At 66.7% G+C, this 16,697-nt stretch carries 14 protein-coding genes; 9 read left to right on the top strand and 5 right to left on the bottom strand.

The annotated features are described in order from the left end of the window. Positions 1-271: 271 nt before the first annotated feature. Positions 272-883: a TetR/AcrR family transcriptional regulator gene (locus LCI23_RS18840; protein ID WP_224947990.1), complete on the bottom strand. Its 612-nt coding sequence runs from the start codon at positions 881-883 to the stop codon at positions 272-274. 107 nt (positions 884-990) lie between these two features. On the opposite strand from LCI23_RS18840, the gene LCI23_RS18835 reads away from it, so the two are divergent. The 6 genes from LCI23_RS18835 to rfaD all read left to right on the top strand — a co-directional run bounded on the left by LCI23_RS18835 (position 991) and on the right by rfaD (position 7,825). Further along, positions 991-2,481 (top strand): 2OG-Fe(II) oxygenase, encoded by a 1,491-nt coding sequence (locus LCI23_RS18835; protein ID WP_224947989.1) that lies wholly within the window; start codon positions 991-993, stop codon positions 2,479-2,481. Then, entirely contained in the window at positions 2,478-3,089 is a 612-nt protein-coding gene (locus LCI23_RS18830) for an N-methyl-D-aspartate receptor NMDAR2C subunit (RefSeq protein ID WP_224947988.1), read from the top strand. The genes LCI23_RS18835 and LCI23_RS18830 overlap by 4 nt, the downstream gene beginning before the upstream one ends. 368 nt (positions 3,090-3,457) lie before the next feature. Continuing rightward, positions 3,458-4,066 carry a PEP-CTERM sorting domain-containing protein gene (locus LCI23_RS18825; protein ID WP_224947987.1) on the top strand — a complete coding sequence of 203 codons (609 nt, stop codon included), beginning with the start codon at positions 3,458-3,460 and terminating at the stop codon, positions 4,064-4,066. 288 nt (positions 4,067-4,354) lie between these two features. Then, positions 4,355-5,701 carry a S1 family peptidase gene (locus LCI23_RS18820; protein WP_224947986.1) on the top strand — a complete coding sequence of 449 codons (1,347 nt, stop codon included), beginning with the start codon at positions 4,355-4,357 and terminating at the stop codon, positions 5,699-5,701. A gap of 80 nt (positions 5,702-5,781) precedes the next feature. After that, the gene (gene waaF / locus LCI23_RS18815; protein WP_224947985.1) at positions 5,782-6,804 is read left to right on the top strand and encodes a lipopolysaccharide heptosyltransferase II; all 1,023 of its coding nucleotides are present in this window, start codon (positions 5,782-5,784) and stop codon (positions 6,802-6,804) included. A gap of 19 nt (positions 6,805-6,823) precedes the next feature. Further along, entirely contained in the window at positions 6,824-7,825 is a 1,002-nt protein-coding gene (gene rfaD, locus LCI23_RS18810) for an ADP-glyceromanno-heptose 6-epimerase (protein ID WP_224947984.1), read from the top strand. Positions 7,826-7,882: 57 nt separating this feature from the next. Here the strand turns inward: rfaD and LCI23_RS18805 are convergent, their stop codons facing one another. Next, complete coding sequence (locus LCI23_RS18805) at positions 7,883-8,281, bottom strand: putative quinol monooxygenase (protein WP_224947983.1); 399 nt, start codon at positions 8,279-8,281, stop codon at positions 7,883-7,885. Positions 8,282-8,422: 141 nt separating this feature from the next. On the opposite strand from LCI23_RS18805, the gene LCI23_RS18800 reads away from it, so the two are divergent. Beyond that, entirely contained in the window at positions 8,423-10,063 is a 1,641-nt protein-coding gene (locus tag LCI23_RS18800; protein ID WP_224947982.1) for a M28 family peptidase, read from the top strand. 1 nt (position 10,064) lies between these two features. On the opposite strand, the gene LCI23_RS18795 is transcribed toward LCI23_RS18800, so the two are convergent. Beyond that, a complete protein-coding gene (locus LCI23_RS18795; protein WP_224947981.1) occupies positions 10,065-12,662 on the bottom strand; it encodes an ATP-binding protein in 2,598 nt (865 codons plus the stop codon). Positions 12,663-12,752: 90 nt separating this feature from the next. Next, positions 12,753-13,217 (bottom strand): GNAT family N-acetyltransferase, encoded by a 465-nt coding sequence (locus LCI23_RS18790; protein WP_224947980.1) that lies wholly within the window; start codon positions 13,215-13,217, stop codon positions 12,753-12,755. 276 nt (positions 13,218-13,493) lie between these two features. Here LCI23_RS18790 and LCI23_RS18785 point away from each other — a divergent pair, with 276 nt between their 5' ends. Next, positions 13,494-13,973, top strand: coding sequence for a chemotaxis protein CheW (locus LCI23_RS18785; RefSeq protein ID WP_224947979.1), 480 nt, complete (start codon positions 13,494-13,496; stop codon positions 13,971-13,973). 46 nt (positions 13,974-14,019) lie between these two features. Further along, positions 14,020-15,654: a methyl-accepting chemotaxis protein gene (locus tag LCI23_RS18780; protein ID WP_224947978.1), complete on the top strand. Its 1,635-nt coding sequence runs from the start codon at positions 14,020-14,022 to the stop codon at positions 15,652-15,654. A 10-nt stretch (positions 15,655-15,664) separates the two neighbouring features. Here the strand turns inward: LCI23_RS18780 and LCI23_RS18775 are convergent, their stop codons facing one another. Further along, positions 15,665-16,684 (bottom strand): porin, encoded by a 1,020-nt coding sequence (locus LCI23_RS18775; protein WP_224947977.1) that lies wholly within the window; start codon positions 16,682-16,684, stop codon positions 15,665-15,667. Positions 16,685-16,697: the final 13 nt, after the last annotated feature.

Here is a 16,697-nt window from a genome sequence, read left to right as displayed (position 1 = left end):
GAGATGGATGAGTGGTTTAAGTCGCACGCCTGGAAAGCGTGTATAGGTTCATAGCCTATCGGGGGTTCGAATCCCCCTCTCTCCGCCAAGACACCTAAGCCCCAGATTCATGGGGCTTTTTTGTTATCTCGGCTGAGCCATCGGGATCGTTCGGGTTCGCTGGGGGGGGGCAATTCAGGACAACTAGGCTCATCGACTTGTCGAGCTCGTCCATCTCTTCGGCGGATCTTCGTGTTGCCACTACGCGTAAACGACAAACCTCGCGGTTTTGCTATCCACTCAAGGCAGACGCCTCGATCCCCAGCACCGCATAGCGCATCGCCGCCTCCGCCGCGTACCCCGTCGGCATGACTTCTCCCGCGGCGCACGCGAGCTGGTAGGCCCCTTCCATCAGTGCCAATACGCCGGCGGCGAGTTTGCGGGCTTCCGCTTCCTGCCGTCCTTGCTCTCGCAGACAATCCGCCAACAAGCCCGTCAACAGATCGAGTTCAACGACGACTGCCCGCTGGAATGCCTCCCTCACCTCGGGCTGCCGCACTGCCTCGGCAGCGATCATGACCCAGGCCGCCACGATCTCCTGCGATGCGCCAGGTCCCAGGCCGAGCCGAGCCTCGATGTAGGCGCGCAGGCGCGCGCCGGGATCCTCCGCCGCGCCGGCCAGTTCCGCGAACCGCTGTTGCCCGTAGTCCGCCAGCGTCGTCACCAGCGAGACCAGAATATCCTGCTTCTTTTTGAAGTGATAATGCAGCAGGCCTGGCGCCAGACCGGCCTCGGCCGCAATCGCCTGGATCGTCGCCTTCTCGTACCCTTGCTTTGCCATGACAGTCTGCAGTGCACGCACGATCCCAGCCCTGCGGAAGTCTGAATTGGATTTTCTCGCCATCAAGGTCGCTTTCTTGGTTAATCAACCAAATAATACTTGCTTGACGGTCCGTTGTCGTCTTAAACTTGTCTCAAAATTTGGTTAGTCAACCAACTTAGGAGCGCACCTTGTCGACGACGCACGTTCATCCATTGCCCGCTACTGCAGGCCGATGCCTCCTGGTCCCGAACTTCCTGACGCAAGCCGAGTGCCACGAGCTGATCGCCCTGAGCGAATGCCGCGGCTACGTCACTGCCGAGACCGACTATCCGCCTTCCTATCGCAACAACCACCGACACGTGAGTGATTCGAGCGATCTCGCGGCGCGCCTGGGTGAGCGCCTGCGCGCTCATGTCCCAGCCACACTTATAGAGGATGGTCGGGAATGGTCCTTCGATGGCATCAATGAACGATTCCGCTTTTGCAGGTATCAAGCGGGGCAGCGCTTCAGCGTGCACCAGGATGGCGTACACCATCGGGGTCCCGGTTGTCGTTCCCATCTCACCGTCCTTGTCTACCTGACGGATGGCACGGCGTTCGTGGGTGGGGACACCGTCTTTTATGCCCAAGGGCCGGCCGGCCACGGCCATGGCGGCGCCCGCTGCGAACTGGGCCGGGTGCGGCCTCAAGCCGGGAGCCTTCTGCTGTTCGATCACGACATCTGGCACGCAGGCGACGAAGTCACCGCGGGCACCAAGCATGTGCTGCGTAGCGACGTCCTGTATCGCGCATCGGTGGAGGAGAAGCATGCGGCGGAACGACCCGAGCACGCAGGATACATCTGGTCGCTCGCCGGGCTCGAGGACGGCTGGACGGCCAGTGGCGGGCGCGATGCGACCATCCGTATCTGGGATGCTGACGGCCAGGCAGTGCGTTTCCTGCGCGGACATGAACAGTCCGTGCTGGGCCTGGCGCCGCTGCCCGGCAAACGCCTGGCATCGGTGTCCCGCGACCGCTCGCTGCGCATCTGGGACTGGTCGAGGAATCTGTGCGAGGCCAATGTGCTTGCACACGACACTGCAGTGCTTGACGTGATCGCACTCCCTGACGGCACACTCGCCACCGGCGGTGCCGACGGCAACATCAAGCTGTGGCGGCAGGACGGCAGCGCCATAGGCAGCCTGACAGGCAAGCAAGGCTGGATATGGCAATTGGCTGCCTGGGGAAGCAATGGCATCGCCAGCGTGGCCGAGGATGGATCCGTCCGCATCTGGGATGTCGCTTCCATGCGCTGTACCGATACGCTCGAAGGAGACACGCCGCTGCGCACGCTACTGGTCGCGGAAGGCGCGATCTGGACCGGCGACATCGCGGGCCGGGTGGCGTGCTGGACGCCTGGTGCCGCCGGATGGAGAAAATCGTCGCAGTTCCAGATGCATCGCGCGGCCGTCCGACGCTTGCGGTATCTCGGCGATGGTTTGCTTGCCAGCTGCGGTGAAGACTGCGCAGTGCGCGTCTGGGACGCCACCAGCGGCGGGCAGGTGTTCGAAGCGAGGCACAAGAACTTTGTCACCGATACGCTGCGCCGCGGCGATGCTCTCCTCAGCAGTTCATACGACGGCAAGATCCTCATTCACGACAGCTGCCTGTCCCCAACCACCGGACGAGTAAGCCCATGATCGATTTCAGAAGGCATTGGACCGAAGACTGGGCGCGGCTCAACCTGACCGGCACCGAAGCCTGGCTTGATCGCGTGCTCGCCAGCCATGCGGAGCCCTCGCGCCACTACCATACGCTGCAGCACCTCGAGGAATGCCTGGCGCTCTTCGATCAGGTGGCGCACCTGGCAGAGCATCCTGGCGAAGTGGCCATCGCACTGTGGTTCCACGACGCGGTGTATGTGCCGCTGGCAACCGACAACGAAGCGCGCAGTGCGGCATGGGCAAGCGAGGCGCTACGGACCGCTGGAGCGCCTCCGGCACTGATCGAACGAATCCAGGCGCTCGTCATGGCGACGGTCCATCATGACGCTACCGCGGACGCCGACGCGGGTCTGGTCATCGACATCGACCTGGCAATCCTGGGCGCCGGGCCGGCGCGTTTCGCGCAATACGAACAGCAGGTCCGTGCCGAATACGCCGCCGTGCCGGCATTTCCCTACCGGCGCAAGCGCAATGAGATCCTTGCGCGTCTCCTGGCACGGCCCGTGATCTACGGCACGCCAGACATGCATCGCCGGTTCGAGGCGCAGGCACGAATGAACCTGCGGCATGCTATCGGACGGTGAGCTTCCGCTTCGTTCGACAGCGAGTTCCGACCCGAAGCCGACATGCATGCGGAATCGTAACGGCTCAGCAGTTCGTTCTTTCGACCCTACCGTCAATGTAGTCGGCACCCAAGTAAAGTGCAGTGCTCCTTCGTGTGCAAGGCCCTTGCACGCGCGGTCCAGCCGACAAGGCGGCGCAGCGGGCATGCTTTTCCGGATGCTTCTTCCGCAGCGCTAAGGGCGGCATCCTGAAAGAAACTGTCGAGTTTTTTTACAGTAACAATATGCGTCGACTTTCTGTTACAAGCAAGTTGTTGTTTACGTTAGAAAATTTATTTGTGGCATAAATATTGCTTACAATCTAGGAAACTTGACTGAGGGACTCTCGCATGAAAAAGCTTGCCCTGTTCGCCCTGCTGACCGCCGCCGGCGTTGCCAATGCCACGCCCAGTTTCATGCCAGTCGGTCCACAAACCAACGTAGCGGTCTCGACGGTGCTGGCGGGCGGATGGACCCAGTGCCATGTGTCGAGCCTGGCAACCCCGATCGGAACCTTCGGCGAGCAAGTGCTGAATGCCTGCCAGGGTGGCAAGCTGATGATGGCCGGCCGTGTCACCGGCAGCGACACCCTGCTGGTGCTGGCGGCAGCCGATCGCGCGGACACGATTTTCAATACGGGTTACATGAACACGAGCACAACCCATATCGCAAACGGTTCCCAATGGTATTACGCGCCGGATTATTCCTGGGGCTTTACAGCGCTTGACGACGCGGTCTACAAGTACCAGTGCGATAGTTCAGCAAGCAGCCCGACCAGCATGTGCCTGCATACCATAGCAAACGTCGGCGGTTACCGAATCAACGATATCATCACGTTCGGCGATCACTACGAGAAGATCTTTTTCGTTCCCAACGAGGTGCCGGAACCGGCATCCCTGGCCTTGCTCGGGCTTGCGAGTGCGGGCTTGATGACAGCGCGCCGCCGCCGTCGCAGCTGACCGAGGGCGGCATAGCCGGCCAGCGCCGCCCTCATTCACCGCATCCGGTTCCGTCGCGCACCAGCGAGCGCTTGCACGAAGCCTATCCCGGACACGCGCAGCGCATGCGCCCGCGCCGCATGCACATCCCGCCCGTCTTGTCCAGAATTCCCGCCAGTTTGGCAGCAATGCCACGCATGCCAGCCGCATGGCCAAATAATCTGTGACTCCTCCATAAATCAGTGCTAGATTGACATTTTTTCGGGGAAAGCCATTCCCCAGCGTTACTTTCGAAGGGAGAGAGCAACGATGGACGACATGACGTTCGAGCAGATGAAGCAGGCGAAGGAATACTTCCACGCCACTGCGATGACCATCCCGGGGGTACACGGCACCAGCATCGGCATCAAGCGCGTCAGGGGCGCGCCGACCGGCCGCCTGGCGATCTGCGTGCACATTGGACGCAAGCGCGCGCTGGACGGGATCGCGCCCGAACACCAGATACCCCTCGAGATCGACGGCTTCCCGACCGACGTGATCGAGCATGCGCCCATCATCCGCTGCGAAGCCAAGTCCGAACGGCGCGCCATGTACGAAGACAACGGCAAGTACCGCCCGCTCGTTGGCGGCGCCAAGCTGAGCGCCGGCTTCTCCTTCGGCACCCTGGGCTGCATCGTGGCCAAGCCGGACGGCAGCTGCTACGCACTGTCCGCCGCCCACGTGCTGGGCGAGGTCGGCACCACCGTCTACCAGCCGGCCAAGGTGAAATGCGACGAGATCGGCGCCACCGCCGAGTCCATGGACTGCTCGCAGATGGACGCCGCCATCGCCAGCCTCGACTACTACCAGGACGCCGGCCTGGCCCGTATCCGCGAGATCGGCGCCATCAGCGGCACCGGCGAGGTCGGCAAGGACCAGCTGCCGTATCCGGTCGCCAAGCGCGGCGCTTCCACGGGCCTGAGTTTCGGCAGCGTGGTCGCCGTCTGTTACAGCGGGCTGGCGGCCAACCTGGAGCAGTTCCAGGACATGCTGTTCATCGACGGCAGGGACGAGGCCTTCGTCGACCACGGCGATTCAGGCGCCGCCGTCGTGCATCCGATCGACGAGGACAACAACCTGGTGCTCGGCCTGCTGTGGGGCAAGGCACCGGACACCAACCGGGTCGGCGTGGCCACGCCCATCGACCGTATCACCGCCGCGCTGGGCGTGCGCGTGCTGACCAGGGACGACCCGGTGCGCCCGTCCGGTGAGACCCTGCTGGGCCGCTTCGAAGCCTTCCTCGGCGAGACTGAGCGCGGCAAGGCCTATTGGGACGCCTATGCGCACAACCGCATCTACTTCCGCCACATCTTCCACCAGGTGCCGCGCCTGGCCGCCACCTGGCGCAAGATGCCGGTGGCCGAGATGATCGAGGCCCTGCGCCAGGCCATGCAGGACCCGGACACCGTGATCCCGATGTACATCGGCAGCCGCGAGACCGAGGACGTGATGTGGGACCTGTACGAGGCGCTCGGCAGCTACCTGCAGAAGAACCACCAGCACATGCTGCAGCAGCAGGCCGCCTCGTTCTGCCGCCTGGTGTGCGGGAACATCGGCAACAGCTGGCGCAATGCGCTGCACGGGATCGCGCTGCAGGACGTGCACCTGAACGACTGACGCCGGCGGCCAGCCCGTGGGCGGCGGTTGCTATAATCGCGGATTACCGATCAACGCGATTTGCCGTCCACGAGAGTCCCATGTTGCGCACGCTTGTCATTTCTCCCAACTGGATCGGCGACGCCGTCATGGCGCAGCCGCTGCTGCGCCGCCTGCGCGAGCGCCATCCCGAGCGTCCGATCGACGTGCTGGCGCCCGGCTGGGTGGCGCCGGTGTGGCGCGCGATGCGCGAAGTCGACACCGTCATCGAATCGCCCTTCAAGCATGGCGCCCTGCAGTGGAAGGAGCGCAAGGCCTTCGCGAAGATGCTCAGGGCGCGCGGCTATGCCGATTCGTATGTGCTGCCGAATACGCTCAAGTTCGCCCTGATTCCCTGGCTGGCCGGCATCAAGCGCCGCGTCGGCTACAAGGGCGAGATGCGCTATGGGCTGGTCAACGTGATGCACCACGACGACAAGGCGGCGCCGCGGCCGATGGTGCCGTTCTATGCCGCGCTGGCCGACGCCCCGGTGCGCCAGCTGCCGCCCGCCGGCAAGGCGCTCGAACCGAGCATGCAGGTGGCGCCGGAACAGGCCGATGCCGCCATCGCCCGCCTTGGGCTGCCGGCCGGCGCCTATGTCGCGTTTGCCCCGGGCGCCGAGTTCGGCCCGGCCAAGCGCTGGCCCGCGGCCTACTTTGCCGAGCTGGCGCAGACCATCCGCGCCCAGCGGCCGGATGCGCAGATCCTGCTGATGGGCTCTCCCAAGGACCGCGCCGTATGCGACGAGATCACCGCCGTCGTGCCGCAGGCGCACAATCTGGCCGGCGCCACCTCGCTGGACGAGGCGATCGCGCTGATCTCGCGCGCGGCGGCACTGGTCACCAACGACTCCGGCCTGATGCACATCGGCGCCGCGCTCGGGCGGCCACTGGTGGCGATCTACGGCCCGACCGACCCGCGCCATACGCCGCCGCATTCGGCGCTGGCCAAGGTATTGTGGCTGCATATTGCATGTTCGCCCTGCCAGCAGCGGGAGTGCCCGCTGGGCCACCAGAACTGCATGAAACAGATCCTGCCCGCCGATGTGTGGCAACCGCTGCAGCCGATGCTGGCCGCGGCCTGAACGAAAGAAGAGGTAGACAATGATACTGGTTACTGGCGCAGCAGGCTTCATCGGAGCCAACCTGGTACACGCGCTGTCGCGGCGCAAGCCCTTCAGCGTGTTCGCGGTCGACAACATGTCGCGTCCGGAAAAATTCCACAACATCGTCGATGCCGAAGTGGCGGACTTCGCCGACAAGGAAGACTTCCTGGTGCGCCTGAAGGCCGGCGAATTCGACGGCAAGTTCAGCGCCGTGCTGCACCAGGGCGCCTGCTCCAACACCATGGAGACCGACGGGCGCTACATGATGCGCAATAACTACGACTATACCGTCGCCCTGTTCGCGTTCTGCCAGCGCGAGCGGATTCCTTTCATTTACGCGTCCTCGGCCGCGGTGTACGGTGGCGGCAGCGTGTTCAGGGAAGAGCGCCAGCACGAGCGGCCGCTGAACGTCTACGGCTATTCGAAGTTCCTGTTCGACCAGTACCTGCGCCGCCACTGGCAGCAGCACGGCATGCAGCACGGCAGCCAGGTGGTGGGCCTGCGCTACTTCAACGTGTACGGACCGCTGGAAGGTCACAAGGGCACGATGGCCTCGGTGCCGTTCCACCAGTTCCACCAGTTCCAGAAAGAGGGCAAGGTCAAGCTGTTCGGCGCCAACGAGGGCTACGAGGCCGGGACCCAGATGCGCGACTTCGTCTATGTGGAAGACGTGGTCAAGGTGAACCTGTTCTTCCTGGACCACCCGGAGCAGCGCGGCATTTTCAACCTCGGCACCGGTCGCGCCCAGCCCTTCAACGACCTGGCGGTGGCCACCGTCAATGCGCTCGCCAACGAAGGCAAGGCGCCGCTCTCGCTCGCGCAGATCGTCGAGCAGGGCCTGCTCGACTACCTGCCTTTCCCGGACAAGCTGAAAGGCAAGTACCAGAGCTTCACCCAGGCCGACATCGGCGCCCTGCGCGCGGCCGGCTATGCCGAACCCTTTACCGACGTGGCCAGCGGGGTCGCCAGGTACATGGCCTACCTGAAGGCGGCAGGCTGAGCGATTTATCGGGTTTGCTTCAAAAGAAGGCGCATTGATAAGGCGAGCCTATAGGACTCAGGCGCTGCGTCCGGCCATGGTCCCGTGTCCGCCCACCGGCTCGGTCTCGAAGCGTTCGCCGGAGCCGGCGATCAATGGACGGCCCCGGGCGATCGCGGCGCGCACCGCGGGCAGCGCCAGCGAGGCCTGGTGGCTGGCCTGGTCGACCCAGGTCTCGGTGATCCAGATCGCATCCGCATCCTGTTTGTCCTTGGCGATGCCGTAGCTGATGCAGCCGGGCATGGCGGTCGTGCCTTCCAGCAGGATGGCGATGAGGGCGTCGCGCTGGCCCGGCTGGGCGCGCATTTTTCCGATCAGGCCGTACATGGGCGAGGTTTCCTTGTTGGGTGGGATGGCCTGGGCGGCCAGGGGCAGGGCGGCCAGGGCGGCAAGGGTGCTGCGGCGGGAAATCGTCATGGCCGGTCCTGTCGAAAATGCACCAGTATAGGCGCGCGCGGCGCAGGCCTGCAATGGTGGCCTGCACGGATATGCAGGGCGCGTGCCGGCTGCGTTAAGATGGCAGTTTGCCAAGCTGGCGACACCCGAACGGATATCCCGATGCGACTACTCCCCCTTGCCCTTGCTGCTGTCCTGTCCCCGTCCGCTTTCGCACAGGCGCCGCGCCTGGCCGAGCCGGTGCTGCGCGGCCACCTGGCCTTCCTTGCCGACGACCTGCTGGAAGGGCGCGGCACCGGCCAGCGCGGCGGCGCGCTGGCGGTGCGCTACCTGGAGACCCAGGCCGCGATCGCCGGCCTGCAGCCCGCCTGGCCGGGCGCGGCCGACGGCGGCTACCGCCAGAAGGTCGAGATCGAAGGCAGCCGGCTGCTGCCCGGCAGCGCGGTCAGCTTCGAGGTGGGCGGCCAGCGCCTGGCGCCGGAAACCGGCAAGGACATCGTGTTCGGCACCGCCAGCGGGCGCCCCGACCTGGCCTTCGACGCGCCGCTGCTGTTCGTCGGCTACGGCGTCGCCGCGCCGGAAGAACACTGGGACGACTACAAGGGTGTGGACGTGAAGGGCCGGATGCTGGTCATGATGGTCAACGATCCCCAGCCCACCGCGCAGGAGCCGCAGCGCTTCGGCGGCCAGGCCTATACCTGGTACGGGCGCTGGATGTACAAGTTCGAGGAGGCGGCGCGGCGCGGCGCGGCCGGCGTGCTGTTGATCCATACGCTGCCTTCCGCGTCCTACCCGTGGAGCGTGCCGGCCAACGGTTTTTCGCGCGAGCGTTTTCACCTGGCCGGTGGCGGCAACGGGGTCGAGGGCTGGCTGCACGAGGGCATGGCGCGCCGGCTGTTCGCGGCGGCCGGCTTCGAGCTCGACGCGCTGCGCGCCCAGGCCGAGCGGCGCGACTTCCGCCCGGTGGACCTGAAGGCCAGGGCCCGGGTGGCGCTGAAGTCGGCGATCCGCACCGTGGAGCAGTACAACGTGGTCGGCATCGTGCCTGGCACTGATCCCAGGCTCAAGCGGCAGGCGGTGGTGTATTCGGCGCACTGGGACCACCTGGGTATCGACGAAGCCGCGCCCGAGGGCGGCGCGGCCGATGCGCGCAAGGACCGCATCTATAACGGCGCCATCGACAACGCGTCCGGCGCCGCGGCGCTGCTGGCGATGGCGGCAGAGGCGGCCAAGCGCCCGGCGCTGCGCACCCAGGTGTTCCTGTGGCCGGCGGCCGAGGAGCAGGGCCTGCTGGGCAGTGCCGCCTATGTCAGGAACCCAGTGCTGCCGCTGGCCGATACGGCGGCCGACCTGAACCTCGACAGCCTGAATTTCGTCGGCCTGACGCGCGACATCGGCGTGCCCGGCGCCGAGCGCAGCAGCCTGATTGAGACCGCGGCGGTGGTGGCGCGCAACATGGGCCTCAAGCTGGCGCCGCGCGTTCCCGACCTGTCCGGCGCCTACTTTCGCGCCGATCACTTCAACTTCGCCAAGGCAGGGGTGCCGGCCTTCAACGTCGGCTCGGCCGTGTTCTCGGGCGACGGCCACTTCGAGTTCGCGCACGACCACGCCGCCTCGAGCGAGAAGATGGTGGGCTTCAAGCGCGACTACCACCAGGTGAGCGACGAGTACCGCGCCAGCTGGGACCTGGCCGGCATGCTGCAGCAGGCCCAGTTCACCTTCAACCTGGGCTACGCGGTGGCCAACGCCGAGGCCATGCCGCGCTGGAAGCGGGGCGACCCGTTCGGCAACGTGAAGCGCTAGCCTATTCGCCGGCCGGAGCCGCGGCTGCGGCGTCGGCCAGGATCCGGTCCAGGCTCGCCATGTCCACCGGCTTGACCAGGTGGTGGTCGAATCCGGCCTGCGCGCTGTCGCGGCGGTCCTGGTCCTGGCCATAGCCGGTCACCGCCACCAGGATGGCGCCGGCGGTGGCGCGCTCTCGGCGCAGGCGGCGCGCCAGTTCGTAGCCATCCATGCCCGGCAGGCCGATGTCGAGCAGGCAGACGTCGGGTGCGAACGCGGCCGCCTGCGCCAGCGCCTCGCGCGGGCCGTGCTCCACCCGCAGTTCGTGGCCGTGCGCGGCCACCGCCAGCGCCAGCATGCGCGCGGCGTCGACGTTGTCGTCCACCACCAGCACTTTCAGGTGCGCGCCGGCGCGCACCGCGCTTGTGCTGTCCATGGCGGGCGCGGGACCGCCATCCGTGTCCGCGCAGCGCGACAGGCGCAGCGTGAAGCTGGTGCCCAGGCCCTGGCCGGCGCTCGACACCGTCACGCTGCCGCCATGCAGTTCGATCAGGCTGCGCACCAGCGCCAGGCCGATGCCCAGGCCGCCCAGCGCGCGGTCGGGCGTGCGCTCGCCCTGCACGAACATGTCGAAGGCGCGCGCCTGTTCCGCCGGCAGCATGCCGATGCCGTTGTCGCGCACTTCCACCAGTACCTGCTCATCCTTGTCGGCAAGGGCGATCGATACCGACAGGCTGCCGCCGCGCGCGGTGAACTTGGCGGCGTTGTGCAGCAGGTTGCCGACCACCTGCACCAGGCGCTTGCGGTCACCCAGCACCCAGCACGGCTGTGGCAGGGGCCGCAGCGCCAGCGCGTGGCCTTTCTCGCGCACCAGCGCCTGCACCTGCTCCGCCGCTTCCTGCACCACGGCGTTGATGTCGACCCGTTCGCGCGCCAGCGTCACCAGCCCGCGCGTGACGCGCGAAACGTCGAGCAGGTCGTCCACCAGGCCGGCCATGTGACGCGCCTGGCGCGCGATGATGGCGCTGATCTGGCGCGTGCGCGCCGCATCCAGCCCTTCCTGTCCCAGCAGCTGGGCGCCCGAGGCGATCGGCGCCAGCGGGTTGCGCAGCTCGTGCGCCAGCATCGCCAGGAATTCATTCTTGCGCTGGTCGGCCTGGCGCAGCGCCTCCTCGGCGCGCACGCGCTCGGTGATGTCCTGCATGGTGCCGCGCAGTGCCTGCGCCTGCCCGTCCGGGCCGCGCACGCATTCGGCGCGGAAGTCGAGCCAGATGTGGTGGCCGTCCGCATGCAGGGCCTCCAGCTGCAGCTTGCCGCTGCCGCCGCTGCGTACCAGTTCGCTGCTCAGGCGCTGGACCTCTTGCCAGGATTCCTCGGTCAGCAGGGTGCCGCGCTGTTCCGGGAAGGGCGGTACCGGGCGCCCGAAGATGTGCGGCACCGAGGCCGAGACCTCCACCGTGTCGCTGTCCAGCCGACGTTCCCAGGTGCCGAAGCGGGCCAGCATGTGGGTTTCGCGCAGCGCCGATTCCTTGGCCGCCAGCTCGCGCGAACGCTCGGCCAGCAGCGCCGCGGCGTCGCGGATCGCGGCCGCCACTTCGGCCGCCTCGCGCACATGCACCTCGGCCAGCGGCGGCGGCAGCTCGCCCCGGCCGAGCGCTTCGGCATGGCCGCTCAGGGCCTGCACCGAGCGCGCCAGGCGTCCGCCGATCAGCCAGGCCAGGCACAGGGCGACCACGAACAGGGCCGCCGCCACGCCGGTCATCAGGGCCAGCTGGTCGAGCAGCTCGGCGCGCAGGCTGGCGCGCGGGATGCCGATCGCCACGCCCCAGCCGGTGAGGGACGAGCGCGAGAAGGTGGTCAGGAGCGGCCTGCCTTCACGCGAGCGCGAATCGATGGTGCCTTCCAGCTGGCGCATGAAGGCATTGCGCAGCAGCGGGTTGACCGGATGGCCGACCGTCTCGTTGCGGTTCATGTTGCGGTAGAAGATGGTGCCCTGGCGGTCGAACAGCGACGCCACCGCGCCTTCCGGTACCGACTGCGGCGACAGGATGCCGCTGAAGTAGTCGGTGCCGATCCCGATGCTCAGCACGTAGCGCACCTCGGTGCCGACCCGTACCGGCACGTCCACGCTCACCGCCGGCAGCTGGCGCACGGCGCCGACGAAGACGTCCGACACCGCGGGCCGGCCGCTGGCGAACACCTGCGCCAGCTGGTCCGAGTATTCGCGCGGCAGCGGCGCGCCGTATTCGCGCGCGGTATTGACCAGCTGCTGGCCGCTGCGGTCGCGCAGCACCATGATCATGTCGCCGCCCGCCGGCGCCAGCGACAGCGCCTCGCGCGCCTGGGCGTGGACGCGCGCGAAGTCGCCGGCATCGAGGGCGTCGATGGTGGACAGGGTCTGGGCGACCGACTGCGCCTGCAGCAGCTGGTTGTCGGCGCTGCGCACCAGGGCGCGCACCGTCTGCAGGGTGTTGCGCTCGATTTGCGCGCGCGCCTTCTGGTACTGGTGGACGAACAGCAGCGAGGCGCCGACCACGCCCGGCAGCAGGGTGGTCAATACCAGCCACAGCAGGTAAGCGCGCAGGGGCCGGCGTGGTGTCGGGGCAGGACTGTCGGTCACGTTGGCAGCAAGGAAGTATCGAGCCTTCGATTCTACGTGACATTCGGCCGCGGCGGTCGGCGCCGCCACTGGACGGTGCCGGCGCGCTCCCTAGCGGCCGCGCGGGAACAGCGTCTTGTACCAGATCGCGGTCGGGCGCCAGCGGCCGTGCGGATCGCAGGCATAGTCGGGCAGCTCGCCCACGCGGATATAGCCGGCCTTGCCGTACAGCGCCTCGGCGTCCGAGCCGGCTTCGGTATCGAGGAACAGCAGTCCGCGCCGCAGCGCCAGCGCCTCGTGTTCGGCCGCGGCCAGCAGCGCGCTGCCGATCCCGCGCCGGCGCATGCCGCTGCCGACCAGCATCTTCTGCAGCTCGGCGCGGTTGCTGCCGTTCGGCTTCTGGCTGCCCGCGGCCACGTCCTGTTCGACGGCGTTCCAGTAGCGCTCGGCCTGCGCCGGGTCGAGCGCGGCCAGGAAGCCGAGCGAGTAGCCTTCGGCCACGGCCTCGCGCAGCAGGCCTGCCAGTTGCGGTCGCAGTGCGCGGATGGCGCGGGCGTCGGGACGATGGACGATCATTTCAGGGTCTCCGCACTCAGCGCAAAGGAGGGATGGATGCTTGGATTGACGCAGGAAGCGTGCCAAGCCGGCAGGCAGTACGAACGGTCGTGCACTAAGTTTTCGTAAGAACAAAACACCGGGTCAAAGGCGTTGCATGCACGCCATACGCTGCACCGTTTTGGTGGTTTAACTGCACCGTTTTGTCCATTCGCCATCGAATTCGCACCAGAAATTTCGTAATGTATCTTGCGACCGGGCAATAGTGACCGAGTTAAACACAAGAGCGAGAACAAAATGGATAACAGTACGCCCACGCGCGACAAGGAAGTCTTGTCCTTCCGTCTAGCCCAGGAAGAATATGCGATCAGCATCCTCAAGGTGCAGGAAATCCGCGGCTATGAAACCCCCACGCTGCTGCCCAGCGCGCCGCCCTGCATCAAGGGCATCGTCAACCTGCGCGGCGCGATCGTGCCGATCGTCGACATGCGCATCCTGTTCCGCCTGGGCGAGCCCAGCTACGACCAGTTCACGGTCGTGATCGTCCTGAATATCCGGCAGCACGTGATCGGGATGGTGGTCGACAGCGTCTCCGACGTGGTGACCCTGCTGGACGAGCAGATCCGCCCCGCGCCCGAGATGGGCGCCAGCGCGGACGGCGACGCGATCACCGGCCTCGGCACCGTGGGCGAACGCATGCTGATCCTGCTCGACATCGACAAGCTGATGAGCTCCGAACAGCTCGGCCTGATCAAGGCCATGGACCAGGCTGCCTGAACGACCCCTCCCACCGCCGGTCCGTCCCGGCAATGAAGGAATTGACATGAACCTTGCAAACCTGAATATCGGCAAGCGCCTCACGCTCGGCTTCGGCATCGTTTGCCTCATGCTCGCCGGTATGATCGTCACCAGTAACATGATGCTGGCGCGGGTCAGTGCCGGCACCGACGAAATCGTGAACAACCGCATGCCGCGCATCGAAGCGACCGGCAGGCTGCTCGGCGAGCTGGACAGCACCGCGATCGCGCTGCGCGACATCCTGATTACCGAGGAACACGGCATGCGCCAGAAGCAGGCCGCGCAAGTGCTTGCCGCACGCCAGGAAACCGCCCGCCTGCTGGACGAACTCGACAAGACCCTGACGCATCCGCGCGCGCGCGTCCTGCTGGCCGAGCTGCACAAGCAGACCGAGCGCTATGCGGCAGGCCAGCAGCACCTGATCAAGCTGAGCAATGACGGCTTGCTGGAGGAAGCGCGCCAGTACCTGGCCGAACAGCTGCGCCCCTTGCTGCTGGAGATCAAGCAGGCCGTGCGCGAGCAGGCCGCGCTGCAGAAGCAGCTCGCGCTGCAGAAGGCGGGCGAGGCCCACCGTACCTACACCGACACGTCGCGCCTGATGTGGGGTATCGGCGCGCTCGCCGCGCTGCTGGCGTCCGCCATCGCCTGGTGGATCACCGGCTCGATCACCCGTCCGGTGCGGCGCGCGCTGGAGGTGGCGAATACGGTCGCGGCCGGCGACCTCGGCAGCCAGATCGACGTGAGCAGCCGCGACGAGCTCGGCCAGCTGCTGCAGGCGCTGAAGACCATGAACGCGAACCTGGCGCGCACCGTCGGCACCGTGCGCACCGGTACCGACACCATCAGCGTGGCCGCGGCCGAAGTCGCCGCCGGCAGCCAGGACCTGTCGAGCCGCACCGAACAGCAGGCTTCCTCGCTGGAAGAGACCGCATCGTCGATGGAAGAGCTGACCTCGACCGTGAGGCAGAACGCCGACAACGCCCGCCAGGCCAATGTGTTGGCGGAAGCGGCATCCCAGGTGGCGCTGCGCGGCGGCCAGGTGATCGGCCAGGTGGTCGGTACCATGGGCGAGATCGACGCCTCGGCTGGCAAGATCAACGACATCATCGGCGTGATCGACGGCATCGCTTTCCAGACCAATATCCTGGCGCTGAACGCGGCGGTGGAAGCGGCCCGTGCCGGCGAGCAGGGCCGCGGCTTCGCCGTGGTGGCGAGCGAGGTGCGCAACCTGGCGCAGCGCTCGGCCGCGGCGGCGCGGGAAATCAAGGACCTGATCAAGGATTCTTCCGGCAAGGTGGAACTGGGCAGCAAGCTCGTGGCCGAGGCCGGCTCGACAATGGAGGACATCGTCGAGAGCGTGCGGCGCGTCACCGAGATCATGGGCGAGATCAGCGCTGCCAGCCAGCAGCAGACGACTGGCATCGAACAGGTCAACCAGGCCGTGCTCGAGATGGATCAGGTGACCCAGCAGAACGCGGCGCTGGTGGAAGAAGCGGCGGCGGCAGCCGAGGCGATGAAGGAGCAGGCCGCCGTGCTGCATGCGGCGATGGCGGTCTTCAGCCTCGGCGATGCAAGGGAAGCGCAAGAAGCGCAGGCGCAGGGCAGGCCGCGCCTAGCGCGGCCTGCGTCGCGCCAGGCACTGGCCGCGCTGCCGGCCTGAGCGGCAAGGCTTAGAACGAGTGGCGCACGCCCAGGTTGAACACCGAGGGATCGGCGCCCAGGGCGGTGGTCGGCGGCACCACGCTGCCGCCCGGCGACACCAGGCCGAAGGTCGCGCTGCCGTTGTTGCGCACGTGGGCATAGGCGGTGTACACGCTGGTGCGCTTGGACAGGGCATAGCTGTAGGCGAGCGAGATGCCGTTGCCCCGTGCGCCGTTTTCCAGCCGCTGCTGGTGGCCCGTGAGGTGGAACTTGTTCGGCCCCGCGGTGTAGCTGCCGCCCAGGCTCAGGTACTTGAAGTCGTTGTTGCCGCCGGTCGGGTCGGCTTCCATGTAGACCGCACGCAGGTCGACCGCGCCGAAGTTGTAGCCCGCGCCGATCGTGTATTCCTTGTCGTCGCCGGTGGCCAGGCGCTCGGTCTGCTGGTAGGCGGCGCCCAGGTACAGCGGGCCGTTCTTGTACTCGGCGGCGACGCCGACCAGGCTGCCCGACGGGTCGTTGGTCTGGCGCTCGCCGGCGCTGTAGGCGGCCAGCACGGCAAAGCCGCTCAGGTCGTTGCTCCGGTAGTTCACCGAGTTCGACAGGCGGCGCGTCAGGCGGCCGGTGCCGAAGCCGGTCAGGGCCGAACCGTAGTAGGCGTGGCCGAGCGGGTCGGCCGACTGGGCCACCGCGGCGACCGGGCTGTATTCGCGGCCGATGGTGACGGTGCCGAAGGATCCCTGCAGGCCGACCACGGCGCGGCGCTGAAACAGGCCAGCCGTATCCTGCGCGCCGGTATCGATGGCATAGCCGGCTTCGATGTTGAACAGCGCCTTCAGGCCATTGCCCAGGTCCTCGGTACCACGAAAGCCGATGCGGCTGGTGGCCTGGGTGCCGGAGCTGATCACGGTGCGGCTGTCTTCGCCGGGAGCATCCGTATCCTCGATGCCGATCGACGCGTCGGCGATGCCATAGATCTGCACGCTCGTCTGCGCATGGGCTGCCAGCGGCAGGACGGTTAACAGGGCGATGGCCAGGCTCTTCATTTTCATTGCTGCTCTCCAG

It is taken from the genome of Massilia sp. MS-15 (assembly GCF_020176695.1).
GTDB lineage: Bacteria > Pseudomonadota > Gammaproteobacteria > Burkholderiales > Burkholderiaceae_D > Telluria > Telluria hydrophila.
The sequence above is the reverse complement of the archived record's forward strand: the minus strand, read 5'-3'. Positions and strand labels throughout refer to the sequence as shown.

Excerpts from the sequence above, each read along its gene's own strand:
- rfaD (WP_224947984.1), top strand. The coding sequence starts at position 6,824 with ATGATACTGGTTACTGGCGCAGCAGGCTTCATCGGAGCCAACCTGGTA.
- LCI23_RS18785 (WP_224947979.1), top strand. The coding sequence starts at position 13,494 with ATGGATAACAGTACGCCCACGCGCGACAAGGAAGTCTTGTCCTTCCGT.
- LCI23_RS18840 (WP_224947990.1), bottom strand. The coding sequence starts at position 883 with ATGGCGAGAAAATCCAATTCAGACTTCCGCAGGGCTGGGATCGTGCGT.
- LCI23_RS18790 (WP_224947980.1), bottom strand. The coding sequence starts at position 13,217 with ATGATCGTCCATCGTCCCGACGCCCGCGCCATCCGCGCACTGCGACCG.
- LCI23_RS18805 (WP_224947983.1), bottom strand. The coding sequence starts at position 8,281 with ATGACGATTTCCCGCCGCAGCACCCTTGCCGCCCTGGCCGCCCTGCCC.
- LCI23_RS18820 (WP_224947986.1), top strand. The coding sequence starts at position 4,355 with ATGGACGACATGACGTTCGAGCAGATGAAGCAGGCGAAGGAATACTTC.
- waaF (WP_224947985.1), top strand. The coding sequence starts at position 5,782 with ATGTTGCGCACGCTTGTCATTTCTCCCAACTGGATCGGCGACGCCGTC.
- LCI23_RS18830 (WP_224947988.1), top strand. The coding sequence starts at position 2,478 with ATGATCGATTTCAGAAGGCATTGGACCGAAGACTGGGCGCGGCTCAAC.
- LCI23_RS18780 (WP_224947978.1), top strand. The coding sequence starts at position 14,020 with ATGAACCTTGCAAACCTGAATATCGGCAAGCGCCTCACGCTCGGCTTC.
- LCI23_RS18775 (WP_224947977.1), bottom strand. The coding sequence starts at position 16,684 with ATGAAAATGAAGAGCCTGGCCATCGCCCTGTTAACCGTCCTGCCGCTG.
- LCI23_RS18825 (WP_224947987.1), top strand. The coding sequence starts at position 3,458 with ATGAAAAAGCTTGCCCTGTTCGCCCTGCTGACCGCCGCCGGCGTTGCC.
- LCI23_RS18800 (WP_224947982.1), top strand. The coding sequence starts at position 8,423 with ATGCGACTACTCCCCCTTGCCCTTGCTGCTGTCCTGTCCCCGTCCGCT.